Origin of the sequence: Natrinema gari JCM 14663, assembly GCF_000337175.1 — an archaeon.
In the GTDB taxonomy this organism is placed as follows: domain Archaea; phylum Halobacteriota; class Halobacteria; order Halobacteriales; family Natrialbaceae; genus Natrinema; species Natrinema gari.
Map to the genome: position 1 here is coordinate 61,216 of NZ_AOIJ01000061.1, position 23,646 is coordinate 84,861.

Here is a 23,646-nt window from a genome sequence, read left to right on the forward strand (position 1 = left end):
GGGGTTGCGGGCTCCGGAACGACGACCACCGGGCAGTCGACACGACCGAGACGGTTGGCTCGAGGTCGTTCCAGCACCACGCTATCGACGGGCGTACCGTGAGGATCAGCGCCGGTTCGCAGTCCCGTCCGTCGCCTCGATCCCCGCGTGATCGTCGGCGGGGGTACCGGATTACCGGGTCAGCGGTTGGTTGAAGCTTCGCTCGCGCTCGATGACCGTCTCCCAGGTCAGTTCGCAGTCACAGGAGACCTGCTCGAAGACCGTCGGGTCCTGGCGCAGGTCGAAGTCCTTGATCGCCTTCTGGACGAGGTCATCACACTCCTGACAGTTGTGCGGACCGCGGTCGGAGCCGTGCCCGACGGGGTCCGAGACGACGATGGCGTCGGTGTCGGCCGTTTCCGCCAAGACGTGGGCGACTGACCAGAGCCACGGCGGCCGGTAGCCGTCCTCGAAGTAGAGATCGTCGACCATCGTGTACCGCTGGACGTTACAGGGGTTCATCGAGACGGTGTGACAGCCCTCGACAGCCGCACAGCGCTCGATCGACGAGATCATGTCGTCGACGGCTTCGGACTCCGTGAGGAAGGGGGGTTTCAGTAGCAGGTAGGCCTTGATGCCGGCCGCCGTGTCGGTGCCCGCGTCTTCGTCGGCGGCCGCGGCTTCCGCGCAGGCGGCCTCGAAGTCCGCGAAGTCGAAGTACTTGTTCACGCAGTCGTGGCGCACGCGGTCGGTCGCCGTCTCGAGGCCGATCGCGACGTCGGTGTCGAGTCCGTGCTGGGTGAAGTCGGCGATCTTCTCGCGGTCGACGAAGTCGGGGAGCGACTCGACGACCATGCGGTCGCGGTCGGCGAAAGTGTCGGCGATCGCTCGGCGACTCTCGGCGCTGACCTCGCGCTCGTCGAGGAACGATCCGGAGGTGTAGATCTTGATGAGCGCGGCGGGGTCGTCGGCGTTCTCGGCTTCGTGGGCGAGACAGACGTCGATCTGGTCCATCAAAGCCTCGTGGGAGACGGAGCCGCCGTCGACGCTTTCGGCGACGTAGCCACACATCGTACAGCCGCCGGCGCGGGCCCACCGACAGCCGCCGGTGTTGAGGATGATCGTCAGACTCGTCTTGACGCCGTCGGGGGTGTTGTCCTCGTCGAGCCAGACGCGGGTCGGCTCGTGGGGATCGTAGCTGGCTTCCTTGCGGGAGCGGATCTCCCGCATCGCCTGATTGTGGGCGTCCATGCCCTTGCCCTGCTCGTAGACATCGGGCGTGGGTTTACTCATTAGGGGACGAAAGCGGCCCGGAGCGTAAAGCGCCTTCGTCTCCCCCGTGTGGGCGGTTCCGGAACTGCGGCCGCACTGTCACCACGCCGTCTCGAGGGGCTCCGACTCGTCCAGCGCCGCGACGGGGCGGGCCTCGGATAGAACGAGCGACAGGACATCGGCGACCGGGCGGCCGAAAACCGTCACGACTTACGTCCGACGATCCAACGGAGGCGCAATGCGCGAGTCTTTCGAAATCCGGGACACCGACGCCGGCGGCCGCATCGGGGAACTCACCGTTCCGCGTGCCGGTACGACCGTCGAAACCCCGGCCTTGCTACCCGTTATCAATCCGAACCTGGATACGATCAGCCCTCGCCGACTCGCCGACGAGTTCGGCGCGGAAATCCTCATCACGAACTCCTACATCATCCACGGCGACGACACGCTCCGCGAACGCGCGCTCGAGGAGGGGCTCCACGACCTGCTCGATTTCCCGGGCGCGATCATGACCGACTCCGGCTCGTTCCAGCTCTCGGAGTACGGCGAGATCGACGTGACGACGACGGAAATCCTCGCCTTCCAGCGCGAGATCGGCTCCGACATCGCCACGCCCGTCGACATCCCGACCCCGCCGGACGTCTCCCGCGAGCGCGCGGCGGCGGATCTCGAGACCACACAGGAGCGACTCGAGGTCGCCGAGACCGCCGACACGGGCGAGATGCTCGTCAGCGCACCCGTGCAGGGATCGACGTACCCGGACCTTCGAGAGCGGGCCGGCCGCCACGCCGACGGCACCGATCTCGATGTCTTCCCGGTCGGCGCGGTCGTCCCGCTGATGAACGACTACCGGTACGACGATATGGTCGACGTCGTCGCCGCGGCCAAGCGCGGCCTAGGGGCCGACGCACCCGTCCACCTCTTCGGTGCTGGCCACCCCATGATGTTCGCCCTCGCCGTCGCGATGGGCTGTGATCTGTTCGACTCGGCTGCCTACGCGTTGTACGCCCGCGACGACCGCTACCTCACGGTTCGGGGCACCCGTGCGCTCGACGACCTCGAGTATCTCCCCTGTTCCTGTGCCGTCTGTACTGCCCACTCGCCGGCCGAACTTCGCGCCCTGCCCGACGCCGAGCGCGAATCCGAACTGGCCGCCCACAACCTCCACGTCACCTTCGCCGAGATTCGCCGGATTAAACAGGCCATCCGGACGGGCGATCTGCTCGAACTCGTCGAACAGCGCGCCCGCGCCCACCCGACGATGCTCGACGGCTACCGCACGCTGCTCGATCACGCCGCCCAACTCGAGCGACGCGATCCCGTCTCGAAAGGCTCGTTCTTCTATACCTCCCACGAGAGCGCTCGTCGCCCCGAAGTCGTCCGACACCATCAGCGCCTCGAGCGGCTGTCCGTCCCGGACACCCTCCTTCTCACGGAGGGGAACGCGCCCCGGAGCGACGAGTTCGACGACGCCTGGCGCGTCGAACCGCCGTTCGGTCCCTTCCCGCGTGCGCTGTCGAAGAGCTACCCGCTCACCGCGGAAGTCCCCGCCCGAACCGATCGAGCCGCCCTCGAAGCCGCGGCCGACGGCGTCGCCACCCTCGTCGCGACGAATCCGGAGACGACGTTCACCCTCGCCCACGAGGGATGGCCGGCTGCCGTCCTCGAGCGCGTCCCCGACGCCGTCGCGCTGGTGGACCTCACCGCGAACTGATCGGGGATCGGTTCCCGTCGAAAAATCGGTCCTCGTCGTGCGACCCAGCGAGTGCCACGGCGGAGCCGTCAGTTACGTATCGATCCGCGTCGCGCTCTCGGAGCGGACCGGTATCGACTCGCCGCTCGCCGAGCCGTCGACCGAGACCGAGACGCCGTCGGTACAGTCCACCGCGATCGTGTGCCCGTCATAGGTAAACTCGAGTCGACCGCTGCGAGGACCGCTCCGCACGGGCGTGAACAGTGCGTCCAGCGCGTCCGGATCGATCCACTCGTAGAGCGGCGGCAGTTGGGTTGGGTCCGTCTCGCGATGTGTCGCGACCGCAGCAATGACGGCACTGCTCACCGACTTGGTGCTCCCGTCAAATGACCCGCTGCATGGATGATTCACGACGTATCCCATCGGTCGGATAAGCAAAAGGCTATCGCCCGTTCTACCTCGAGTGCACCTGCAGATGTCCGTTCCGCTTTTCCCGCCCGTCTCGTCGTCACGGGCCGTCGCCGACTGTCCCGCGCGGATCGGAACATCGAAGACCCAGGCGCTGTCCGATTGCGATATGCTCGGTCCAGCAGTCGCCGGCGGTGGCGTCCTCGTCGCGCTCGTGCTTGTCTCGTGGCTCTTCAAACGCGTTCGCGGCGGCTCTGCGGACGAACAGCAGTCCCGGGCCCGTCACAGAGCTGCTCAGGAACGCGACCCGCCGGTCGACATCGGCGACGTCGAGGAAGTCGCGATCCGCGAATTCAGCGACCACCACTCCGGTGAGCGGCGGGCGGTCGGCAAGGTCGAAGGGTTCGTCGTCTTCGTCGAAGACGTCCCCGACGCCTGCGAGGTGACCGACGTGATCCGGATCAAGATCCTCTCGTACAACCGCGGCCACACGTCGGCGACGGCGACCCACCTCGAGACCGTGTAGCTGACCCGTTGCGGTCGGTCCCCATCGGCAGCCCCACTCACGATCACCGCGGACACCCGAAACGCGAGCGGGAGGCTATCCCGACTACGTCTCGATAGCAGTCAAAAAACGAGAGAGTGCAACGTCGACCGCGCGCAGTCTGATTTCGGGGCGTTACTCGCGTCGTCGAAGGACGAGCGTCGTGAGCAGTCCGGCGACTGCAGCGAGGCCGACGCCGAGCCCGAAGCCGGGAACGCTATCGGAGCCGTCCTCGTCCTCGCCTTCCGTCTGTTCGCTGTCCTCCGTGTTGAGACCGAGATAGCTACGCATGCCGTCAGTGTCGGCTTCGGGGAACGTCTTGTCCCAGTCGCCTGCCTGATGGACGGTCGTCTCGGAATCGACCACGCCGAGGTGTTCGATGTCGGACTTGGTCGCCGAGGCGGTATCGACATCACCCATGTCGTCGACATGGACGTACATGGACGTGGTGTTCCCGTTGGATTCGGTTGCGACGCCGCTAATGGAGACGGTGTCGCTGAACGTCTCGGTGACCTTGCTCATGTTGTCGAACTTCGCACCGGCTTCGACTCGCACCGAGTCACCGGTGATACTGCCGTCGATACGGGCGACCTGGAGGTCGGATTCGGAGAGCGCCGTGAGGAACTGGTCGCTCTGCGCGTTCGACGAGCTGGTGGGACCGCTCTGAGCGGACTCGGCCATCGCGTCGATCGCCTGCCCGGCGAGGTCCTTGCTCTCGACCTCGAACTGTCCGTCGACGGAGAGCTGATCGCCGTCGGTTTCGGCCGTCAGATCGAACATGACGTCGTTCGGCGTCTCGATGTCGTTCGCCTTGAGCTCGCTGATGTAGTCCTTCCAGTTTTCGGTTTCGCTCGTGAGTTCGGCGTCGAGCGTGAGTTCATTACCGGTGGTTTGCTCGACCGACGCGTTCCACTGCATCTCCCACGTGAGATCGGCCTTCTGCTGTGCGTCGATCGCTGCGCGGGCGTTGTCGATGTCTTCCTGTGGCAGCGTACTGTTCATGTCCGTCGATTCGGCCAGATCGAGCATCGCGATCGTGAGTTTGTCGTAGTTCGCGAGCGCGATCTCCCACTCGACATCGACCGTCCCGTCGCTCTGGCTCATCGTGAACTCGAAGGTCTCGATATCGAGCTCGGTGATGTTGGCCGCGATCGCTTCGGCCTCGGATTGGCTCAGATCGGACGTTTCATCGTTCGCGAGGGACGTCGCGAGCTGTTTCTCGATCCCCGCGTCGATGCCGGTGTACTCGACGGTAAAGTCGAGCGTGAGCCGGTAGTCACCGGAGGATCCCTCCGTGAACTCGTATTCGTTGATCTGGATGTCACTCGTGCCACCCAGCTGCGTCGCGATCGCACCGTACTGCTCTTGGAGGGCCTGTTTGGCCGCTTCTCGAGTCTCCCATCGCTCGGCGGTCGAGTTGAGGACACTCCGCTCTTGAGCCACGTCGAGGGTGTACCCGTCGCTCGTGTCCTTGAGGGACACGTCTATGGACGTATCGTCACCGGCGCCCATCTGCCCGGATTTGGCGGAGACGGTGCCTGCCGTTTCGAATCTGTCGGCGGTGGCAGTCATGTGTCCGCTGGTGGTGGCCTCGCCGGCGGTCGTGGAATTGCTTTCGAACGTTCCGGTAGCGGTCGCGTCGAACTGGTTCCGTTCGTCGGAGACTTCACCGGAGACATCGACGGAGAGGTCCGTGACCTCGTCCGGCTGTTGCATGACGAGGGAGCCGTTCCCGGCGAATCCCTGCTGGTCGAGGATCGCCGAGAAGTTCGCCGACTCGAACTCTTCGCTTTGCATCTCGTCGTCCATGTCGTCCGCGATCAGCATGTGGACCAGCCCTTCACTGGCGTCCATGCCTAGGTCGACCTGGTTGATGTCCGATTCGTTGTCGTCATAGCGGAGGACGGCGCTGCCGTCGTCGCGGAGGTACACCTCGTCGGCCGGACCGAGGTCCGATTCGGCCTGCGAGACCGTTTCGTACGATTTAACGGGTGATTCCGTCGCTTCGGCAGTCGTCGTCGAACCGCCGTAGATTGCCGGCAGTCCGATCGTCGCGATACCGACGGCTGCAACGAGAAGCACGACGAGGAACGCTCGCCCGCCACTCTTCAATCGCCGTCTCGAGTCTGGTCTTCTGTCCGGTTCCATAGTCGTCCTTCCAACTGCTCCCGTATAAAGATTAATTTTCCAAAACATCCCCCGATGGATCCGCTTTCGGAAATCGGGGAATACAGCACTCGACAGTCACGATCTTGGAACGGTACTGAGATCGACTGCGATCACTCGCTATCGACAACCTCTTTCGCTCGCCCCGGTCATATCGAGTATGACCGACTATTTCGAAGTACACGAGCGCGACGGGGCCGCGCGCGTGGGCGAACTTCGCCTCTCCTCGCCACTGACGACGCCCGCACTCGTCGACGATGTCCTCGAGGACGCGGGCTCGCTCTGGAGCGCGGACCGCGAACGCCCCGCAGGCGACGACTCGCAACTCACCGTCCTCCCCCACCGGGCGTTCCCCGGCGGCACACCCGAGGAGGTACGGGAATCGTTTGCCGTCGACGCTCCCGACGTCGACTACCCGAGCGTCGCGGTCGTCTCGAGCGAGACCGTCGCCTCCCAGGGGACGGACGCCTATGCCCTCTCGAACGTCCAGTCCGTGATGGGTCACGGTGCGGCGCTCGTCGAGGCCGTCGTCGACGTCCGCGAGGCGATTCCGGCCGACACCGCCTTGCTGTTCTCCGGGGTCACGACACCGCGGAACGTCGCCCTGTTGGCCTACGCCGGCGTCGACCTGTTCGACGGCACCGCGGCCGCGATAAAAGGGACCGAAGGTCGCTATCTCACGACCGACGAGGCGTACTTCCTCGAGGATCTCGACGAACTCCCCTGTTCGTGTCCGGCCTGCCAGCAACCCCGTGAGGAGTTTACGCGCGCCGATTGTGCCGAGCACAACGTCTCCGCCCTCGAATCCGAACTGGCGATCGTCCGCCGCCGGATTCGGGACGGGCGGCTCCGGGATTACGTCGAGGGGCAGGCTCGCCACGACCAGTGGCTCACCGCCGCGATGCGCGAACTCGACGACCAGTGGGGATATCTCGAGGAACGGACGCCGATTCTGCGGGACGCTCGGATCGACGCGGCGACCGCGGACACCATCCGACGGGTGGAGATCCAGCGCTTCGCCGATCGGGTGACTACGCGGTACCGGAACCGGTTCAGCAACCCGCTCGTACTCGTCCCCTGTTCGGCCGCCAAGCCGTACAGCGAGTCCCAGAGCCACCGCCAGTTCCACGACGCCATCCAGTGGCGTGCCCACCTCGTTTCGATGACCTCACCGATCGGCGTCGTCCCGCAGGAACTCGAGACGACCTATCCCGCTCAACACTACGATACCGTGGTCACGGGTCGGTGGTCCGAGGACGAAAAGCAGTTCGTAAGCGAGGTCCTCCAGCGGTACCTCGAGCGCAACGAGTATCCGGAAATCATCGCCCACGTCCCCGATGAGGGCTACCGCGACATCGTCGAGCGCGTCGAGGAGCGACTCGCCCTCGACGTTACCTACACGGTTGCCGACCACCCGACCGACGACGAATCGCTCGCGAACCTCTCGAGTGCCCTGTCCGGCGAACTGAAATACTCCAAGCGCGAGCGCGAGCACAACACCGTCCGCGCGATCGCGGACTACCTGCTCGGCGACGGGGCCGGCGACGACCTCTTCGCGGACATTCGGACGACCAGTCGCTATCCCAAGATCCAGGTCCGCGACGCCGATGAGACGCAACTCGCGACGATGGTCCCACAGTACGGGACGCTCTCGTTCACGCTCGCGGGCGCACGCCGCTGGCTCGAGAGCGACGCGCCGACGAAGCGCGTCGAGATCGACGGCTTCGTTCCTCACGGCAGCGTGCTCGCCCCGGGCGTCGTCGACGCCGACGAGGACATCCGTGTCGGCGACGAAGTCGTCGTCGAAGGACCGAAGGCCGTCGCCGTCGGTCGCGCCGAGATGTTCGGACGCGAAATGGCCGAGAGCACGCGCGGCATCGCCTGCGAGATCCGCCACGTCGAGGAGACGTAGCGCCTACTCTCCCGGACACTCCTTGAGCAGGTGCTCGCGGTACGTCGCCGCGGGCACGCGTTGGCCACAGAGTTCACACTCGCGCCGATCGCGGCGGCCCGGATTCGCTGAATTGGGCACGCCTCCCCGTCGGCGCTCGAGCTCACTCAGCGTTTCGAACGCCGATGCTATCGGTCGGCTGTGCTGCCTTCCAGTGAGCCACGTACCTCGCTCGAGACGTAGTCTGGCCGATCGCTGACCCGTCGGGCATCGATACAGACTGTCAAACCGTATACTAGTTATATGTGCTCACATGTCGTACAGTGAATCGGAGATTCCAATGACGACATCCAATCACAGCAACGAATCGGACGGCTACTCCCTCGAAAACGACTGGCGAACGCTCGCGATCGCGGGCGGGGTCGTCAGCCTGATCGGGTTGTTCGCGATGGCTGCACCGGTGGTTACCGGCCTCTCGGTCTCGCTCGTGCTCGGCGTGCTCCTCGTCGCGGGCGGCGTCGTCCACGGCGTCCACGCGTTCGCCGCGCGGGGCTGGCGTCGGTCGAGTTGGCAGTTGGCGCTCGCGTTCGTCTCGGTACTCGCCGGACTGGCCGTGCTCGCGGCACCCGTCGTCGCGCTCGTCACCCTGACCCTGGTTCTCGTGGCGTATCTGGCCGTCCACGGCGTCGCCGAACTCGCGACGGCGATGCGGATGCCCCGGTCCACCGGGCGGACCTCCGTTGCCGTCAGCGGCGGCATCGCGATCGTTCTGGCCGGACTCCTCTGGGTCGGCTTTCCGGCAACTGCGGCCTGGGCGATCGGCTTCTTGGTGGGCGCGAACCTCCTCGTGTCCGGTCTCTCGATGCTGACCGTCGCCGTGGCTGCCCGACCGATCGACGACGCGTCCCCGTCCGCAACCGAACCCCGCGGCGCGTGAGTCCTTTTTTGCGATGCCGTTCGAACCCGTTTCCGTCGGTAGTCGTCACCGTCACCGATACGGCCCGGCGTCGGCACGGTCGGCGACGATGTGACCGACGGCGGTGTGTGAGTGTCGATCAGGCGGCGTTCGACGACTCCCACTGCTCGCGGCAGTCGTCGCTACAGAAGTGGCGGTGGACGGCCGTCCCCTCTTCGACCGTCGTCACGACGCGCTGTTCGGAAGACGGTTCCACGGGGCTCCCGCACTGTCGACACTCGGGCGAATCCTCGTCCGGCGAATCAGTCATCGGATGACTGGTCGTCCGAGACCCACTTGAACGAATTCATTGCGGCGGATTCGGCCACGGCCATCCGAACCGGTTCGGATACCCGTGGATGTCGGCGTCACTGCAGTGGCGCGCGCCGTGGCGCGGTTCGCCGCTGCGGCGAACCGCGCCACGAACCTGCGCGAGGGATGAGTGAGCGCCGCGAGGCGCGAACGAATCGGCTGGGGAGGGCGTGGTAACGCAACGCCGTGTTGTCACGATCGTGACGACTCCGGTGCCCTCGTTTTCGGACCGTTCGTTCCGACAATCGTTCCCGCCTTGCAACGCTCACGGTCCTCGAGACAGCGGACAGCTCTCCGGTCGACTCACGCTCGTCGCGTTCAGTTACGAGCATCCCGTTCCGGGATGGAACGAACCTCTCTCACTCGCGCGCCCATCGTCCCGCCGATCGACGCACCGGAACCGCGTTGAACGGCCGCGCAGATCCTGCACAGCCGACCCTACCGGCATCGACACGGCGGCCGGAACCGGCTCCGCGAGCCCCGTCAGAACTCGCCGCTCGAGACGCTACCGCTCGAGGGATGGGGTTCCAACCGGTTGCGCTCCGGAGACACGGACGCCGTGACTGCCGCGTCGGCGATCGCTCGGCGGCGCGAGTGGAACACGGTCCGTCGCGTCGTCTCCGACCGCGATGAACGGGGGACGCGGGCGGGGACGGTTGGGTCAGTCGTCGTCCGACTGACTGCGGGACGCGGCGGCTGCCGTCACGTCCTGCTGGCCGATCCACGTCGACGAGAACAGCGGTGCGACGGCAAACAGGACGACCACGAGCACGAACAGCGACAGCATGACGCTCGCGACGGCTGCGATCCCGGAGGTGAGGTTGAACAGGACGATTCCCGCTGCAACTCCGCTGGTAGCGAGGCTCATTTGCGGTCGGTCGAACGTAACGAGCCCCCCAATATGAGGGTTACTTTGTCCGATCAGGGTTGCGAAACGATACCAGACAACGGATCACTGTCCGGGTTCGAGCCCATCCGTGCCCGGTTGGTCCGGTCGCTACAGCCGCTGAACCGCCCCGATCGCGCTCGAGAGCGGCGGCGCGTCGAACAGTTCCCGGCCGGTGTAGGCGTTGGCGCCGGCACAGTACAGGTCGCTGGCGGTCTCGAGGACCGACTCCGACAGCGGCTCCGGCTCCTCGTCACAAAGGGACTTCCAGTCGGCGACGTTGGCCTGTTTCGCTTCGGCCTTGGCGGCGTTGACGGCCCGGACCCAGTCGGGCTGAGTACGCTTGTGGTACTGGCGCAGCACCTCCTTCGAGAGCTGTGTTCCCTCGTAGCTGAATCGGTTCTCGTCGAAGGTACCGACGACGTCGGCGACGCGGAGTTCGCCACGATAGTAACAACACTCGATCTTGCCGTCCTGGTGGACCAGTCCGGCCGAATCCGCCTGCTCGGTCACGATCCGGTTGACCTCGCGGGCCAGCGATTCGAGGTCCTCGATCGCCGCCTTCCCGGCGATCGAATCGGCCTCCTCGCGGGTGAGGTAGCGGTCGCCTTCCTCGTACTTCGTGGAGAACTCGACGATCGGCTCGTCGAGGTCGACGGCCTCCTCGGGCCAACTCCCGAACGCGAGGCCGTGATCGGCCGGTTCGGTCCGCCGACGCAGGCTCGAGCCGACGGGGACCCGGTTGCGGAAGACGATCTCGAGGGGGATCAGGTAGTTCTCGCCGGCCGCCTCGTGGTAGCTGTCGTAATCGTACTCGCGGCCCTCGTGTGGAAGGTCGGGCACCTGCGTGAGGTCGATGGCCATCTCCCAAGGTGGGTGGGAGGCGTCCGCGAGGGCGACGACATCGCCGTTTTCCACGACGCCGCGGTAGTGTGTCGGGACGCCCTCGCTCTCGAGCAGTTCGAAGTTGAACGCGCCCATCGTACAGAGGCTCGCCCCTTTTCGGGGGATCTGGTCGGGCATCTTCCCCCAGTCGAACACCGAGTAGTCGTCGGTGAATACGAACGCGCCCCGGCCCAGTTCCTCGGCGGTCGCTTCCGTTTCGATGCGGAACTCCTTGACGCTGGTCATCGACTCCACCTCGTGTGGAGCCCGTGACGGCCGAACGGCTTCGTTGTACGTCGAGTCACGCGAGACACCTCCGGACGTATTCGCCCCCGTCGCTCATACTGCAGTTGCCGTGGCCGGAGCCTAAGAAGGTTTCAATATCCGGCCGGCGGCCGGACACCGCGACCATCCTCGCCGGCCGACGTGAGGCGACGATCGACGCGGTTGGATCGGACCGGGTCGGGTCGAGTCGACGGTAGTTGGCGACCCGCCCTTGATCGCGTCATCGGTAGCGGCAAGTCTCGACGCGGCCGATTCGGACGGGGGTGGGTCCGGATCCATCACCCTTTTCTCGCTGTACGGGCATCGTTACGTCGATGGAGCGACCGGTGACCGAGGCCGACCTCACATTCGATCACGTTCCCGAGACCGACCAGTCCTTCGAGAACGCACTGGCAAAGGCGCGCGACGGCGATCGACTCACCGTCGACGACGCCATCGAGTTATTCACGACAGGGACGGACAGTGAGGGCATCGACCGGAAACGCAAGGACCGCGTGCTCCAGGCGGCCGATCACCGCCGCGCCGAGCAGGTCGGTGAGGAGGTCACCTTCGTCGCGAACCTGAACAACAACGTCACGACGGCGTGTAACGTGGGCTGTCTCTTCTGTAACTTCAAGGACGCCGCCCATACCTTCGAGAGGGACACGGAGATCGAAACGGCTGGGTTCACGAAGACGCCCGCCGAATCCCGCGAGATCGTCGCCGACGCCGTCGATCGGGGCATCTACGAGGTCACCTCAGTATCGGGCCTGCACCCCGCGTTCGCGCTCGATGACGAGCATCGGGAGCTCCTCGACGAGCACCCGAACCCGAAGGCGGTCAACTACAAGCCACCCGAACGCTACGACACCAGCCCCGGCACCTACACGGAGCAGGTGTCGGCGATGAGCGTCGACGGGGCCCACGTCCACTCGATGACGCCCGAAGAGGCCTACCACGCCCGGCGAGGTACCGACTGGTCCTACGAGGAGGTCTATCGGCGGCTGAAGGATGCGGGACTCGACACCGTTCCCGGCACCGCGGCCGAAATCCTCGTCGAGGAGGTCCGCGACGTGATCTGTCCCGGCAAGATCAGCACGGACGGCTGGCTCGAGGCCATGGAGGCCGCCGCGAACGTCGGCCTCGGGATGACGGCGACGATCATGTACGGCCACGTCGAGAACGAGGCTCACCGCGCGATGCATCTGCAGCGAATTCGGGAGTTGCAGGACCGAACCGGCACTATCACCGAGTTCGTGCCGCTTTCCTTTATTCACCAGAACACCCCGTTGTTCGAACACGACGTCGTCTCGGGCGGTGCAAGCAGGCATGAGGACGAACTGATGATCGCCGTCTCGAGGCTGTTCCTCGATAATATCGACCACATTCAGGCCTCGTGGGTCAAGTACGGTGACGAGCAGGGGTTGAAGATGCTCTCGTGTGGGGCCGACGATTACATGGGGACGATCCTCTCCGAGGAGATCACCAAGCGCGCCGGCGGCGGCTACGGCGAGTTCCGCTCGTTCGCGGACTACGTCGAGATGATTGCTTCGATCGGCCGCGTGCCCGTCGAGCGCTCGACCGACTACGAGACGCGCCGCGTCATCGATCCCGACGAGCCGCCGTTCGGTCCCCGGCTCGGGCCGAAGGCCGACGGGACGCCGCTTTTGACCCTGGAGGAGCGCGACGCGCGCGTCACCCCGGCTGACGATTGACCGGTCGCCCCTCGCACGCGGGAGCCGTCGCCGCCGATCGACGCAGGAGAGCGGATGGTCCGCGGGTCCGAGGCCCACCGACTGTCGGTACCGACGGGGCCTCGAGCGTCGGTCGGCGTCTCGTTCCGTGGCAGGCGGTCGAACGACCGTCCGAGAGCAGTCATCCGCGCTCTGGGTGTCCCGATCGCACAGCAGTCGTGCGATCGGGCGTCCGGTGACGGTCAGTGACTACTCTCGTCGGCCGATGCCGCGTCATCGGTGTCGTCGTGGAGTGGCCACACCTCAGCGAAGCGGTCGATATCGGCGAGTACGTCCCCGAATGACACGGTGCCACGCTTTTGAATCCGCATCGGGTCGAGGGCTGGGGCGTCGAGGACCTCCTGTGGTGTTAGCCAGGGCCAGTCACAGTCCTCGTTGGTAGCGCTGATCGTGTTGAGTTCGTGCTCGAGGAACGCCGGACTGAACGGGGGGAGGAGGGGCGGGTCGTCGCTACCCTCGAACGTCTCCTCGTAGTCCGGGACGCTCTCGGCAGGGAGATCGCCGACGACGAGGCGCATACTCATTCCGAACACGTGGTGTGAGGCACAGTAAACGTCGTAAATGCCCGGCTTGGGAAACGCGTAGAGCCAGGCCCCGCCGACGTTGAGTACCGGCGACGAAAACGGCGGCACCCCGTCGGGGACCCGGCGCTGGAATCCTTGAGCGGGGTGATAGGCCGTAATCGTGTGGTCGGGTGCCGTGGCCGTGAACTGGACGACATCGCCAGGGTCGACGTGAATGCCACTCGGTTCGAAGTGGAAGAACGGCGGGCGGTCGGGGTCTTCCGGGTCTGCGGGCATATCGGTGTGGAGGGCGACGATATGATCGGGGGCGAGCCCCTCGGGAACGGTGTCGGCGTCCGGCGTCGCAAAGCCATACTGCGGATCGAGCGCTGCTGCGTCCGACCCGGTATCGACGGCTCCGCTCGAGTCGGCTGTAGCATCGCTCCGCGCGGCTGCGATGCCGCTGCCAACGGAGACCGTCACGCCCGCCCCCAGCGCTTTCAGTAGTGGTCGCCGCTCGGCGTCGAGCAAGTCGTCCATCGGTTCGTCGATCGATTCCTCCGGTTTCTCTTCGTCGGGTTGTGTCATCGTCGTACACCTCGAGTGGGTCGACTGCATCGACTCCCTCACTCGAGGACGGCATATAGCGCCGCGATCGTTTCGTTCCACTACGAGGACAGATCCGGTACCTCGTGGCGTGAACGGCGTCGAGGTGAGGCCTGCCGTTCAGCGTCCGGTAACGACAGCCTATTTCGCCGGGACCGCGAGACCTCGCGCCGGAGCGACGGCGCTACTCCGACTCCTCGACCGCGACGGCCCGGACCGGTGCGCCGTCGCTTCCGAGGGCCAGTGGATAGGCCCGGAGTTCGAACCGGTCCCCCGCTGCGGCGAGGCCTGTCAGGTTCTCGAGGATCAATAGCTCGTTGCCGAGCAGCGCGTGGTGTGCTTGGAACCCCGTGGGCTCGTCCTCGGCGGCGTTGTCCGTCGGCGTCGGATCGGGATTGAGCGTGTCGACGGCCACGTCGAACCCTCGGTCGACGCAGGTCGCGGCCGCCGCCGGCGAGAGGTAGGGGTGTTCGAGGTACCGCTCGGTCCCCCAGTGGGCGTCCCACCCGGTCCAGAACACCGCGAGGTCGGCGTCGACGGCCGGTACTCGAGCGGCGGGGATCGGCTCACGGGCCGCGAGATCGCGGCAATCGATCCGGACGGCGTCGAAGACGAACCGCTCGAGCGGGTATGCGTCGAGGGAGGCCCCGTCCGGGTCAACGTGGACGGGTGCATCGACGTGGGTGCCGGTGTGACTGCCGCACTCGAGGGCGTCGACGCGGACGCCGTGGTCGTCGTGGGTCGCGTGTCGCCGGACGGTGACCGCGGGATCGTCGGGATACGTTTGCATCCTGGTCTCGATCGGCTGGCTGAGGTCGACGTGCATACGCGATATCCGTCGCTCGAGGCGGATAACGCTGTGTGCTCTCGCGGCGCTGCCCGCGCTCGATTGCTGTGCCGGTCGGTGTGGCCGACGGCCGACTGCGGCCACCAGCCGGTTGCGGGTTCCCATCGCCGTGGCAACGAGCGAGTGATCCCGCGCCACAGGTGTGAGAGCCGTCCCACCGATGCCTGAATCACTACACAATTAGTGTGAAATTTTATTACTCGAATTGTTGGATTATCGAATACATGACGGACGGCCAACCATCTATGTCCCGTCGCAAAGCCCTGCAAGCAACCGCCGGTGCTGCTGCCGCGACCGTCGCAATGACCGGGACTGCGGCGGCCGAACGGGCCTCGCCCGCGGACGTGTCGGTCGGTGACTGTCTGCGACTGCCGAGTCGAGTCACCGTTTATGAGTCCTGTACCAGTGACTCGGGGTTCATCGTCCCCGCGAGTACGGCCGGGACGATCGAGGCGCTCTGTCTCGACGAGGGTCGCGTCCTGGTCGACTGGCGGGACCCCTCTCTCAAGGACGGCTACGTCGACGTTCGTGAGGTTATTTCGGGCATCGAGCCCTGCTGAGGCAACCGGAACTCGCGGAGCGGACGCCACCTGGCACACCTGTTGATTTATTTTCGCCGGCGTATCGATACGGGAGACGCCGCGCCGCTCGCCGGGAGACGAAACGGGATCGCGCTCGAGCGAGGGGAAGCGTTTCGGTGCCGGCGACGGAAGCGGTCGGTATGGCGACCGACGACGCCTACGTTCGACGCGCGATCGACCTCGCCGAATCAGCGGTCGAGGCCAGCAACACGCCCTTTGGCTCCCTACTCGTCGTCGACGACGAGATCGTCCGGACGGCCGAGAACACCACGCTCACCGACGACGATGTCTCGGCGCATCCGGAGTTCAAGCTGGCCCGGTGGGCCGCCAGCGAACTCGAGTCGAGCGAGCGCGCGGCGTGTACGCTGTACACCAGCACTGAGCCGTGCCCCATGTGCGCGAGCGCGATCGTCTACGCGGGGCTCGGCCGGGTCGTCTACAGCGTGCCCGTCGATTCGCTCGCGGCCCACCGGGACGACGGCGTGATCGAAATTCCCTGCGAGGAGGTCGTCGACCGGGCCGGCGGCGAGACGACGGTCGAGGGACCGGTGCTCGAGGATGCGGGACTGGCGGTCCACGAGGCGTACTGGTCGCCGTAACGGCGAGGCAGAGCGTCGAACGGCCCAGTCGGACCGGCGAGTGGGGCAAATAGTTCACCGCACACTCTAGTAGGTATTTCCGTCCCGCCCGACAGTCTCGAGCGCAGGTAGCTAACTCGAGGCAAGTCGGCCGGTCGTGTCGCAGGCGCCAGTATCAGCAGCCGATCTCTCCGGAGACGAGTTCAGCCTGCCTGTGGAGTAATTGCTCGCTATCCGATCGTTTTTATACCTCTGAGCTGAGGATTAGTTAATGGCAGACGATGGAGTAATCCGCCGCCTCAACGCCATCATCGGACTCCTGATTTGCATCCTCGTACTCCTGGTATTATCCATGTTACCGCCGGAGTTCATTTCGCTCGGTCTCATCGCGCTTTTCATCCTCTCATCGCTGCTCATTCCGATCCTCATCTTCCTCTACAACTGAGTTCCGCAGCGATACGCGGGTTCGGTCGGCGGTCCTCGCGGGCCGTCGGCTCTCGAGACCAGTCCGTTCGGTATCCGACCGGGCGCGGACTGCTCAGTGTGTGGCCGTCACCGTCCCGTCCCGAAGCACTGCCCGATAGCGGTCGCCCGCCGAATCGGCGGCCGCGAGTGCGTCCCGAATCGTCGGCGAGATCCAGTCACGACCCCCGTCCGACCCGCCACTCCCCGCACCGTCGGCGACCCGCCCGTTGAAGCCGTCCGGACGCACCGCGGGCGGCAGGAATCGTTCGTAGACCGGGAGCCGTTCCTCGAGCGGGAGAGCCGCCGACGCGGCGATCTCCTCGAGTTCCCTGAGTGCGGGCCACGTGTAGTCGGGGTTGATGTGGTCGTCGGTGACGGGCGAGACGCCACCCAGATCGTCGACACCGCAGTCGATCAGCTCTGTCGCGGGGGTGAGGTTCGGCGGCACCTGCACCGAGACCTCTGCCGGCAGGGCGGCGCGGGCCATCGACGTCACCTGCCGCAGTGTCGCGAGATCGGGCGAGCCGTCCGACCAGCGGTCGTTCTCCACGACGGGCTGGACGATCACTTCCTGAATGTGGTCGTAGCGCTCGTGCAGTTCGCGGATCGCCAGCAGGCTCTCCGCGCGGTCGCGCCAGTTCTCGCCGATCCCCACCAGAATTCCGGTCGTGAAGGCCACGTCCAGTTCGCCCGCGTTTTGCAACGTCCGGAGCCGCTGGCCGGGGACCTTCCGCCGCGGCCCGGCGTGGGCCCCGACCTCCGCGGTCGTCTCGAGCATCACGCCCATGCTGGCGTTGACGTCCGCGACGGCGGCCATCTGCTCGCGGGTCTGGTCGCCCGGGTTCGCGTGAGGGAGCAACCCCTCCTCGAGCGCGACCTCGTAGGCCTCGCGCAGGTAGGTGTGAATCGAGTCGTGGCCCCACTCTTCGAGCTGGGCGTGAATCTCGGTGTAGCGCTCGTCGGGGTCGTCACCGAACGTAAACAGCGCCTCCGTACAGCCCGCGTCGGCCCCGCGCCGACAGATCTCGCGGACCTCCTTGAGCGAGAGTAGGGAGGCCTGTCCCGGCGGGTCGAAGTAGGTACAGTAGGTACAGGTGTAGCGACAGGCCGTGGTGAGCGGGATGAACACGTTACGCGAAAACGTCAGCGCCGACGGTGCGTCGACATCGCTCGGGCTGACCGCCAGGAGGTCCTCGACGGCCGCGTCGTCGACTGCGATATCGACGCCGTACTCGCTCGCCCCGGGAAACATTACCTCCCAGTGTCGTCGCTCGGCACATAAGGCCTTCACTTCGCGGTGGTCGTCGCCCCGAGCGGCCGTCACTCCGACGCGCGATCGGTCTCACGAGCGACGCCGACCCGCCCGTCCCGATCGTCGAGGGCGAATCCGAACTCGCGGAGACGGGCGAGCGCGCGGTCGCTCGTTCGCCCGTGAACGAGCACTTCGACCAGATCTGCCGGCTCGTCGATGTCGGTTCCCAGCCGGAACGAGTCGACCGTCTCGAGGTCGGCGCCGACCGACCGGGCGATCTCGCAGTGGTCGAGGTAGGAGGTGCCGTGGTAGTCCACGCGGAACGCGGGGTGGCGAACGACGAGCGCGTTCGTCCCGCCGCCACGCCCCGGTGCGATCGCGACGTCGGCCGCCGTCGTCAGGAGCCCCTCGAGCGCGTCGGGGGTCGCCAGCGCGAGGTCGGCCATCACGACGGCCACAGGATCATGGTCGGGATCGCCGGTCGCGCCGCTCTCGTCGGCTGCTCCGTCGCCACCCGGCAGCCACGCGTTGACCGCGTCGGTCAGCGGCCGCTCGTCGACCGCGACCGACGTGACCGCGGCGACCGCCTCCGGCAACTCGAGGTCGGCGACCGCAAGCGGCGCGGTCGAGACGACCGTCGGCTTGTGGCCGGTTTCGGCGATCGCACGGAGCACGTCGGCAAGCATCGCGCTGGCAAACCGCGAGCGCTCGTCCGGGGAGAAGACGGACTCGAGGCGAGTCTTCGGCGTCTCGGCGGCGAACGGGACGACGACGCGCATCTGAATCTGGTTGCGGTAATTCGGGCGCGCTCAAAAGCACGTCGGAGTGGGCCGGGCGTCCGCGAGCGAGCCGCTCGCCGAACCGTGGCCGATGTCGTGCCCCCCTGACACGAGTGCGTCGCTCGCGCCGTCGAATATCAAAAGAACGGCGGCCTAGAACAGCGGCTCGAGTTCGTCCTCGTCGTCCTCGACGAGTTCCTCGAGGTTCTCCTCGCTCTCCTGTTGGATGTCGTCGATGTTGTCCTGTGCCTCGATGGCGACCTGCTGCAGTCGCTTGATCCGGGGGACGTTGGTCACGCCGGAAAGCAGGATCGCCGCGGCCACTTCGGGCTCCTCTCGGGGGAAGTCGCCACCGCGGACTTCCATGCTGCCCGTTTCCTCCTCGAGCCACTTGCGGCCGCGTTCGATGCCTTTCCGGTTCAGGTATTCCGGCGGCCCGGAGAGCACGAGCAGGGCGCGCTCGGTGCCTTCGATCTCACAGGGGAGGGTGAGACGGCCGAGCGCGGCCTTGCGGACGAGGCTGGTGATACGGTTGGTCGTGTTCGCGGCGTCTAAGTCGTCGTCCGACCCGCCGTCGTCGCCGGTGAACCGCGAAAGCAATCCGCCGCCCGAACTCAGTTCGACTTCCTCGGAGGCGTAGCCGACGGTGGAGACGCCGCCGCCGGAGAGCGTATTGATGATCTCCGAGGAGTCGACGACGCTCTCGGCGACTTCCTGACCGTCGCCGACCTCGCCGGCACCGAAAAGGATACCGAAGCGGCGGACGATTTCCTCGTTGATCTGTTCGTAGCCGCCCTCGACGGACTCGCCAGTCTGTCGCCAGGAGTCGTTGTCGAAGACGAGCAGGTTGTCGACTTCGCGGACGAACGTCTGGAAGGACCGCGCCGCGTTGAGCGTGTAGATTCCGCCTTCGTCGGTCCCCGGCAGGACGCCGAGCCCGTAGACGGGGATCGTGTAGATTCGCTTGAGGTGTTTCGCGAGGACCGGCGCACCGCCCGATCCGGTACCGCCGCCCATTCCGGATACGATCAGGAAGGCGTCGACCTCGTGGGTCGGGATCTGATCGATCGCGTTCTGGACCTCGTCGATGTCTTCCTCGGCGACTTCCGCGCCGAGTTCGTTGTCAGCACCCACGCCGTGGCCCTTGACCCGGGCCTGGCCGATGAGTACGCGATTCTCCTGTGGAATGTTGTCCAGACCCATGAGGTCCGCTTTCGCGGAGTTGACAGCGATCGCTGCCCGGACGATTCCGCTACCCGTCCGATCGTCGTAATCGAGGAACCGATCGACGATTTTGCCACCGGCCTGTCCGAATCCGATCATCGCCAGCTTCATTGTTTGTCAGGGGGCTCCGTTGGATTGGAAACAGTGCAATGGAGGATATAAATCTTGTGCAAATCTGACTGTCTCTATTATTGCACTATTGGGGCGATCTGGCCGGATTGAAGCGGTTACGCGCCGGTTTTATCCTCGAGTAAACGAAACGTACTCGGTCAGTGCCGATTAGTCGCAGTTATCTCCCACCTGAACAGTCGATTCGGCCGACCGGAAGAGCGAGCCGCGAACTCACGCCGTCTCCGACCGTGTCCGCCGGTGATCGGTTCCGTCGAGGCCGAGATACGAACCGAGCGTTCGCAGGTCAGCCGGATCGCGGCCGAACGCGGTCACGTCGTTGTCAGCAACCGTGTTGTCGAACTCGAGCGAGCGGGCCTGATCGGGGCCGAACGGAACGAACGGCAGCGAATCGACCGCCGCGAGGCCGATTTTCGCTAGCCCCATCGGGATCGGGACGATCGTGACGTCTTTCCCCTCGGCCGCGTAGACCAGTTTTGTCACGTCCGCGAGCGTGGTGATCTGCGGCCCGGCGAGGTCGTAGGTTTCGCCGACGTGCGCGTCGTCCTCAAGCGCGTCGGCCAGCATGGGGACGAGATCGCCGACCCAGATCGGCTGGAAGCGCGTCTTCCCGCCGCCAGGTAACCCCGTTACGTACGGCGTCGTCAGGGTTTTCGTGAACGCGACGAACTCGCCGCCGTCGCCGAAGACGACCGACGGGCGGACGATCGTCCACTCGAGGTCGGACTCCCTGACCACTGCCTCGGCCCGTCCCTTGGCGCGGATGTACGCCGTGTCACCGTTCGGGTCGGCACCGAGCGCGCTCATCTGGAGGAACCGAGAGACGCCGCCGGCGTCGGCGGCACGAACGAGGTTCTCGGTGCCCCCGAGGTGGCTCTCCTCGTGGCTCGGTCCGCCGCGGGGGTCGTAGAGCGGCGAGAGCGAGACGAGGTTGACGACGGCGTCGTGGCCCGCCACCGTGTCGGCGATCGACTCGTAGGCGCTGACGTCGCCGATCGCCGGCGCGACGCCGTCGGGGAGTCCCGCATCGTCCGGAGAACGAGAGAGCGCCGTCACCGCGTGGCCGCGCTCGACCAGTTCCGCACACAGGGTCGTCCCGATGAAGCCGCTGCCGCCGGCAACGAGAACGTTCATACGAGGGATATGACCCTGTAGCGATAAATAGTGGGCGGCTACGTAGGAAGGTGTGGCGGGGCCGGGCCGATTGTGCTACATCTAAATAGCACTCTCCACGAGGTGGGACCATGCTGGTCACGCTCGAGGGACTGGACGGCAGCGGCAAGACGACGGTCTGGGAGTCCCTGCAGGACCGGTTCCCCGACGCCGTGTTCACGCGCGAGCCCACGGACGATTCCTGGTACGGCGACGCCGTCTACCGCTCGATCGAGGACGACGATGCCGACCCGCTGGCGGAACTGTTCCTCTACACCGCCGACCACGCCGCTCACCTCTCGCGGGTGATCGAACCTGCCCTCGAGCGCGGTGATCTCGTGCTCTCCGATCGCTATTCGGACTCCCGGTTCGCCTATCAGGGCGCGACGCTCGCAGCGGCCGACGGTCACGACCTCGACGATCCGCTCGAGTACGTCGTCGACATCCACCGGCCGTTCTCGATCGACCCGGAGCTGACGATTTACCTTGACCTCGATTCCGAGACCGCCGCCGAGCGAGCGGGGACGACGAACAAGTTCGAGCGAGCGGCGTACCTCGAGTCGGTCCGCGAGAACTACGAGCGACTGATCGAGCGCGACCCTGACCGCTTCGTTCGCGTCGACGCGACGCAGTCGCCGGACGCGGTGCTTGAGGACGTGTCGGACGCACTCGCGGCGGCAGCGGAAGCGTTCGAATAATCGCCTAGCTCGACGCTTCCATCCCGACTCCCCGCGTTTTCGATCCGAATTCCGGTGCTCGATTTGGGCAAAGGCTTTAGTCATGATAGGGTGTACCACACCGCCGATGGTCCACGCGTTCATCATGGTGAAGACGGCCGCCGGAAAGTCCGAGGGGCTGCTCGCGGAGATCGACGACCTCGAGTCGGTCGCCGATGCCCACATCGTCGCGGGCAACTACGACATCATCGCGGAGGCCGACGCCCCGGAGGTCTACGACGTATTACAGACCGTTTCCTCGGACATTCAGGGCCTTGGCGGCGTCACTGACACGAAAACGTACATCGCGATGGGGTAGGGGACGGCAATCGATCCGTCGGAACGAGTCGTCACGGCCGTCGGCACGGGTATCGAACCCGCCTCGCCGTCGCACTCCCTCGCTCGAGTCGCTCGGTCTGGCCGAACACGGACCATGGTAGACGGGGGCAAACTTATTCACCGGGGCCGGTGTACCCTCGTGCATGCGGTTCGTGATTATCGGGGCTGGACGGGTCGGTCTGCGCACAGCACGCGTCTTGCGTGACGAGGGCCACGAGGTGACGATGGTCGAACGCGACGAGCAGACGCGCAGGCGCGCCCGCGACCAGGGGTTCGCCGTCGTCGACGGTGATGGCTCCCGGGAAGCCGTCCTCGAGGAGGCCGGTATCACGGCAGCCAACGCTCTCGGGGCGCTGACCGGCGACCTCAACGTCAACTTTACCGCCTGTATGATCGGGAACCACTACGAGTGTCGGACCGTCATGCGGATCGACGAGGCCTACCGCGAGGGGATCTATCGCAAGTACGCCGACCAGGTCGACGAAATTATCTATCCCGAACGGCTCGGGGCGATCGGCGCGAAAAACGCCCTGCTCGGCGGGACGATCCGCGCGATCGCCGATATCGCACCGCATCTGCAGGTCGTCGAACTCACGATCACCGACGCGGCTCCCGTCAACGGCTACACGATCAGTGAGTTGCAGCTGCCCGCCGACGCGACCGTCCTCGCCTTCGGCAAGGGCGAGGCGCCCCTCGAGATCCCCACTGAGGACCTCTCGCTCGAGGACGGCGACCGGCTCGTCGTCCTCGCGGATTTCGATGTCCTGAGCGATGTCCGCCAGCTGTTGGTCGGCGAAACCGCGGGTCGAGCGGCCGCCAACGCGGGCTCGGGCTCGAGTTCGGCGGCCACGGAACTGCTCTCGGAGACCGAGACGGATTCCGACTCCGAGACGGACTCTGATACCGGAGGTGTCAACTAATGGTCACAGCGTTCGTCATGATCAAGGCGAACACGGGCGAGGCGGATCGGCTCAGAGACAGCATCGAATCCATCGGCGGCGTTCAGTCGGCCCACATCGTGGCCGGCGATGTCGACCTCATCGCGAAAGCGATCGTCGAGACGCCGGCCGAAGTCAAGGAGATCGCGGCCACCCACGTCCAGTCGATCGACGGCATCGAGGACACGCAGACGTACATCGCGATGGACTAAGAACGAAGTGTTGCGCTGTCGTTCGAGAGAGCTTTGCTCTCTCGTGACTGAGCGAATCGAAGGTTCGCGAGGTCCGCGAGAACGACGGTCTCGCTTGATGACGAAAGACGCCAAAGGCGTCTTTCGAACCACGAGTGCGCCGGAAGGCGCAGCCTCGGCACAAATTCGATTCAAAGCACGCCTCCTTCCCCGGCAGCCACGCTCGCGCGGCTGCCGGGTCAGTCGCCGGCCCGCTCGCTCACCCCGTCTCACGGCCGTCGGCCGTTCGACTGTTCGCGGCGCTACGCGCCGCGCACGGCTTCGCTCGCGGTCAGTA

24 protein-coding genes are annotated in these 23,646 nt (G+C 65.8%); 12 read left to right on the forward strand and 12 right to left on the reverse strand.

Going from position 1 to position 23,646, the window contains the following annotated elements; genetic code table 11:
- Positions 1 to 171: 171 nt before the first annotated feature.
- The gene (locus C486_RS14520) at positions 172 to 1,272 is read right to left on the reverse strand and encodes an archaeosine biosynthesis radical SAM protein RaSEA (RefSeq protein ID WP_008457360.1); all 1,101 of its coding nucleotides are present in this window, start codon (positions 1,270 to 1,272) and stop codon (positions 172 to 174) included.
- Positions 1,273 to 1,489: 217 nt separating this feature from the next.
- On the opposite strand from C486_RS14520, the gene tgtA reads away from it, so the two are divergent.
- Positions 1,490 to 2,965, forward strand: a complete 1,476-nt coding sequence (gene tgtA / locus C486_RS14525; protein WP_008457362.1) for a tRNA guanosine(15) transglycosylase TgtA — start codon at positions 1,490 to 1,492, stop codon at positions 2,963 to 2,965.
- 72 nt (positions 2,966 to 3,037) lie between these two features.
- Here tgtA and C486_RS14530 read toward each other — a convergent pair whose 3' ends face one another.
- Positions 3,038 to 3,310: a HalOD1 output domain-containing protein gene (locus C486_RS14530; protein ID WP_008457363.1), complete on the reverse strand. Its 273-nt coding sequence runs from the start codon at positions 3,308 to 3,310 to the stop codon at positions 3,038 to 3,040.
- Positions 3,311 to 3,521: 211 nt separating this feature from the next.
- Here C486_RS14530 and C486_RS14535 point away from each other — a divergent pair, with 211 nt between their 5' ends.
- Complete coding sequence (locus C486_RS14535) at positions 3,522 to 3,878, forward strand: TRAM domain-containing protein (protein ID WP_049888577.1); 357 nt, start codon at positions 3,522 to 3,524, stop codon at positions 3,876 to 3,878.
- Between the two features lie 153 nt (positions 3,879 to 4,031).
- On the opposite strand, the gene C486_RS14540 is transcribed toward C486_RS14535, so the two are convergent.
- Positions 4,032 to 6,008 (reverse strand): hypothetical protein, encoded by a 1,977-nt coding sequence (locus tag C486_RS14540; protein WP_008457366.1) that lies wholly within the window; start codon positions 6,006 to 6,008, stop codon positions 4,032 to 4,034.
- A 214-nt stretch (positions 6,009 to 6,222) separates the two neighbouring features.
- On the opposite strand from C486_RS14540, the gene arcS reads away from it, so the two are divergent.
- Entirely contained in the window at positions 6,223 to 7,974 is a 1,752-nt protein-coding gene (arcS, locus tag C486_RS14545) for an archaeosine synthase subunit alpha (RefSeq protein WP_008457367.1), read from the forward strand.
- Positions 7,975 to 8,293: 319 nt separating this feature from the next.
- Positions 8,294 to 8,890, forward strand: a complete 597-nt coding sequence (locus C486_RS14550; RefSeq protein WP_008457368.1) for an HdeD family acid-resistance protein — start codon at positions 8,294 to 8,296, stop codon at positions 8,888 to 8,890.
- Positions 8,891 to 9,008: 118 nt separating this feature from the next.
- On the opposite strand, the gene C486_RS21760 is transcribed toward C486_RS14550, so the two are convergent.
- The 3 genes from C486_RS21760 to C486_RS14560 all read right to left on the reverse strand — a co-directional run bounded on the left by C486_RS21760 (position 9,009) and on the right by C486_RS14560 (position 11,237).
- The gene (locus tag C486_RS21760) at positions 9,009 to 9,179 is read right to left on the reverse strand and encodes a DUF7576 family protein (RefSeq protein WP_008457369.1); all 171 of its coding nucleotides are present in this window, start codon (positions 9,177 to 9,179) and stop codon (positions 9,009 to 9,011) included.
- A 702-nt stretch (positions 9,180 to 9,881) separates the two neighbouring features.
- Positions 9,882 to 10,088 carry a hypothetical protein gene (locus C486_RS14555; RefSeq protein ID WP_008457370.1) on the reverse strand — a complete coding sequence of 69 codons (207 nt, stop codon included), beginning with the start codon at positions 10,086 to 10,088 and terminating at the stop codon, positions 9,882 to 9,884.
- A 129-nt stretch (positions 10,089 to 10,217) separates the two neighbouring features.
- Positions 10,218 to 11,237: a phosphoribosylaminoimidazolesuccinocarboxamide synthase gene (locus tag C486_RS14560; protein WP_008457371.1), complete on the reverse strand. Its 1,020-nt coding sequence runs from the start codon at positions 11,235 to 11,237 to the stop codon at positions 10,218 to 10,220.
- Between the two features lie 353 nt (positions 11,238 to 11,590).
- Here C486_RS14560 and cofH point away from each other — a divergent pair, with 353 nt between their 5' ends.
- Positions 11,591 to 12,970, forward strand: coding sequence for a 7,8-didemethyl-8-hydroxy-5-deazariboflavin synthase subunit CofH (gene cofH, locus C486_RS14565; protein WP_008457372.1), 1,380 nt, complete (start codon positions 11,591 to 11,593; stop codon positions 12,968 to 12,970).
- 221 nt (positions 12,971 to 13,191) lie between these two features.
- Here the strand turns inward: cofH and C486_RS14570 are convergent, their stop codons facing one another.
- Together C486_RS14570 and C486_RS14575 are read right to left on the reverse strand one after the other, a co-directional pair.
- Complete coding sequence (locus C486_RS14570; protein ID WP_241432509.1) at positions 13,192 to 14,100, reverse strand: cupredoxin domain-containing protein; 909 nt, start codon at positions 14,098 to 14,100, stop codon at positions 13,192 to 13,194.
- A 202-nt stretch (positions 14,101 to 14,302) separates the two neighbouring features.
- Positions 14,303 to 14,944, reverse strand: a complete 642-nt coding sequence (locus C486_RS14575; RefSeq protein WP_008457375.1) for a cyclase family protein — start codon at positions 14,942 to 14,944, stop codon at positions 14,303 to 14,305.
- A gap of 245 nt (positions 14,945 to 15,189) precedes the next feature.
- Here C486_RS14575 and C486_RS14580 point away from each other — a divergent pair, with 245 nt between their 5' ends.
- The 3 genes from C486_RS14580 to C486_RS21765 all read left to right on the forward strand — a co-directional run bounded on the left by C486_RS14580 (position 15,190) and on the right by C486_RS21765 (position 16,569).
- On the forward strand, positions 15,190 to 15,525 hold the full coding sequence (locus C486_RS14580) for a hypothetical protein (protein ID WP_014865581.1): 336 nt from the start codon (positions 15,190 to 15,192) through the stop codon (positions 15,523 to 15,525).
- Positions 15,526 to 15,686: 161 nt separating this feature from the next.
- Positions 15,687 to 16,145 (forward strand): nucleoside deaminase, encoded by a 459-nt coding sequence (locus C486_RS14585; RefSeq protein WP_049910609.1) that lies wholly within the window; start codon positions 15,687 to 15,689, stop codon positions 16,143 to 16,145.
- Between the two features lie 250 nt (positions 16,146 to 16,395).
- The gene (locus C486_RS21765; protein ID WP_008457386.1) at positions 16,396 to 16,569 is read left to right on the forward strand and encodes a hypothetical protein; all 174 of its coding nucleotides are present in this window, start codon (positions 16,396 to 16,398) and stop codon (positions 16,567 to 16,569) included.
- A gap of 93 nt (positions 16,570 to 16,662) precedes the next feature.
- On the opposite strand, the gene cofG is transcribed toward C486_RS21765, so the two are convergent.
- The 4 genes from cofG to C486_RS14605 all read right to left on the reverse strand — a co-directional run bounded on the left by cofG (position 16,663) and on the right by C486_RS14605 (position 21,107).
- The gene (gene cofG, locus C486_RS14590; protein WP_049910610.1) at positions 16,663 to 17,841 is read right to left on the reverse strand and encodes a 7,8-didemethyl-8-hydroxy-5-deazariboflavin synthase subunit CofG; all 1,179 of its coding nucleotides are present in this window, start codon (positions 17,839 to 17,841) and stop codon (positions 16,663 to 16,665) included.
- 68 nt (positions 17,842 to 17,909) lie between these two features.
- Positions 17,910 to 18,620 carry a 2-phospho-L-lactate guanylyltransferase gene (cofC, locus tag C486_RS14595; protein WP_008457390.1) on the reverse strand — a complete coding sequence of 237 codons (711 nt, stop codon included), beginning with the start codon at positions 18,618 to 18,620 and terminating at the stop codon, positions 17,910 to 17,912.
- A 153-nt stretch (positions 18,621 to 18,773) separates the two neighbouring features.
- Positions 18,774 to 19,955, reverse strand: coding sequence for a tubulin/FtsZ family protein (locus tag C486_RS14600; RefSeq protein WP_006185479.1), 1,182 nt, complete (start codon positions 19,953 to 19,955; stop codon positions 18,774 to 18,776).
- A 231-nt stretch (positions 19,956 to 20,186) separates the two neighbouring features.
- Positions 20,187 to 21,107, reverse strand: a complete 921-nt coding sequence (locus tag C486_RS14605; protein ID WP_008457393.1) for a complex I NDUFA9 subunit family protein — start codon at positions 21,105 to 21,107, stop codon at positions 20,187 to 20,189.
- A 110-nt stretch (positions 21,108 to 21,217) separates the two neighbouring features.
- Here C486_RS14605 and tmk point away from each other — a divergent pair, with 110 nt between their 5' ends.
- From tmk to C486_RS14625, 4 genes are all read left to right on the forward strand, one after another.
- The gene (gene tmk, locus C486_RS14610; RefSeq protein WP_008457396.1) at positions 21,218 to 21,823 is read left to right on the forward strand and encodes a dTMP kinase; all 606 of its coding nucleotides are present in this window, start codon (positions 21,218 to 21,220) and stop codon (positions 21,821 to 21,823) included.
- Between the two features lie 106 nt (positions 21,824 to 21,929).
- Positions 21,930 to 22,160 (forward strand): Lrp/AsnC family transcriptional regulator, encoded by a 231-nt coding sequence (locus C486_RS14615; RefSeq protein WP_008457402.1) that lies wholly within the window; start codon positions 21,930 to 21,932, stop codon positions 22,158 to 22,160.
- A 163-nt stretch (positions 22,161 to 22,323) separates the two neighbouring features.
- Positions 22,324 to 23,100, forward strand: a complete 777-nt coding sequence (locus tag C486_RS14620; RefSeq protein ID WP_008457404.1) for a potassium channel family protein — start codon at positions 22,324 to 22,326, stop codon at positions 23,098 to 23,100.
- Positions 23,100 to 23,330 carry an Lrp/AsnC family transcriptional regulator gene (locus tag C486_RS14625; protein WP_008457406.1) on the forward strand — a complete coding sequence of 77 codons (231 nt, stop codon included), beginning with the start codon at positions 23,100 to 23,102 and terminating at the stop codon, positions 23,328 to 23,330. The genes C486_RS14620 and C486_RS14625 overlap by 1 nt, the downstream gene beginning before the upstream one ends.
- Positions 23,331 to 23,646: the final 316 nt, after the last annotated feature.

What these genes read in the sequence shown, in the direction of transcription:
- C486_RS14520 (WP_008457360.1), bottom strand. Translation starts at nt 1,272, where the DNA reads ATGAGTAAACCCACGCCCGATGTCTACGAGCAGGGCAAGGGCATGGAC.
- tgtA (WP_008457362.1), top strand. Translation starts at nt 1,490, where the DNA reads ATGCGCGAGTCTTTCGAAATCCGGGACACCGACGCCGGCGGCCGCATC.
- C486_RS14535 (WP_049888577.1), top strand. Translation starts at nt 3,522, where the DNA reads ATGCTCGGTCCAGCAGTCGCCGGCGGTGGCGTCCTCGTCGCGCTCGTG.
- arcS (WP_008457367.1), top strand. Translation starts at nt 6,223, where the DNA reads ATGACCGACTATTTCGAAGTACACGAGCGCGACGGGGCCGCGCGCGTG.
- C486_RS14550 (WP_008457368.1), top strand. Translation starts at nt 8,294, where the DNA reads ATGACGACATCCAATCACAGCAACGAATCGGACGGCTACTCCCTCGAA.
- C486_RS21760 (WP_008457369.1), bottom strand. Translation starts at nt 9,179, where the DNA reads ATGACTGATTCGCCGGACGAGGATTCGCCCGAGTGTCGACAGTGCGGG.
- C486_RS14555 (WP_008457370.1), bottom strand. Translation starts at nt 10,088, where the DNA reads ATGAGCCTCGCTACCAGCGGAGTTGCAGCGGGAATCGTCCTGTTCAAC.
- C486_RS14560 (WP_008457371.1), bottom strand. Translation starts at nt 11,237, where the DNA reads ATGACCAGCGTCAAGGAGTTCCGCATCGAAACGGAAGCGACCGCCGAG.
- cofH (WP_008457372.1), top strand. Translation starts at nt 11,591, where the DNA reads ATGGAGCGACCGGTGACCGAGGCCGACCTCACATTCGATCACGTTCCC.
- C486_RS14570 (WP_241432509.1), bottom strand. Translation starts at nt 14,100, where the DNA reads ATGACACAACCCGACGAAGAGAAACCGGAGGAATCGATCGACGAACCG.
- C486_RS14575 (WP_008457375.1), bottom strand. Translation starts at nt 14,944, where the DNA reads ATGCACGTCGACCTCAGCCAGCCGATCGAGACCAGGATGCAAACGTAT.
- C486_RS14580 (WP_014865581.1), top strand. Translation starts at nt 15,190, where the DNA reads ATGACGGACGGCCAACCATCTATGTCCCGTCGCAAAGCCCTGCAAGCA.
- C486_RS14585 (WP_049910609.1), top strand. Translation starts at nt 15,687, where the DNA reads ATGGCGACCGACGACGCCTACGTTCGACGCGCGATCGACCTCGCCGAA.
- C486_RS21765 (WP_008457386.1), top strand. Translation starts at nt 16,396, where the DNA reads ATGGCAGACGATGGAGTAATCCGCCGCCTCAACGCCATCATCGGACTC.
- cofG (WP_049910610.1), bottom strand. Translation starts at nt 17,841, where the DNA reads ATGTTTCCCGGGGCGAGCGAGTACGGCGTCGATATCGCAGTCGACGAC.
- cofC (WP_008457390.1), bottom strand. Translation starts at nt 18,620, where the DNA reads ATGCGCGTCGTCGTCCCGTTCGCCGCCGAGACGCCGAAGACTCGCCTC.
- C486_RS14600 (WP_006185479.1), bottom strand. Translation starts at nt 19,955, where the DNA reads ATGAAGCTGGCGATGATCGGATTCGGACAGGCCGGTGGCAAAATCGTC.
- C486_RS14605 (WP_008457393.1), bottom strand. Translation starts at nt 21,107, where the DNA reads ATGAACGTTCTCGTTGCCGGCGGCAGCGGCTTCATCGGGACGACCCTG.
- tmk (WP_008457396.1), top strand. Translation starts at nt 21,218, where the DNA reads ATGCTGGTCACGCTCGAGGGACTGGACGGCAGCGGCAAGACGACGGTC.
- C486_RS14615 (WP_008457402.1), top strand. Translation starts at nt 21,930, where the DNA reads ATGGTCCACGCGTTCATCATGGTGAAGACGGCCGCCGGAAAGTCCGAG.
- C486_RS14620 (WP_008457404.1), top strand. Translation starts at nt 22,324, where the DNA reads ATGCGGTTCGTGATTATCGGGGCTGGACGGGTCGGTCTGCGCACAGCA.
- C486_RS14625 (WP_008457406.1), top strand. Translation starts at nt 23,100, where the DNA reads ATGGTCACAGCGTTCGTCATGATCAAGGCGAACACGGGCGAGGCGGAT.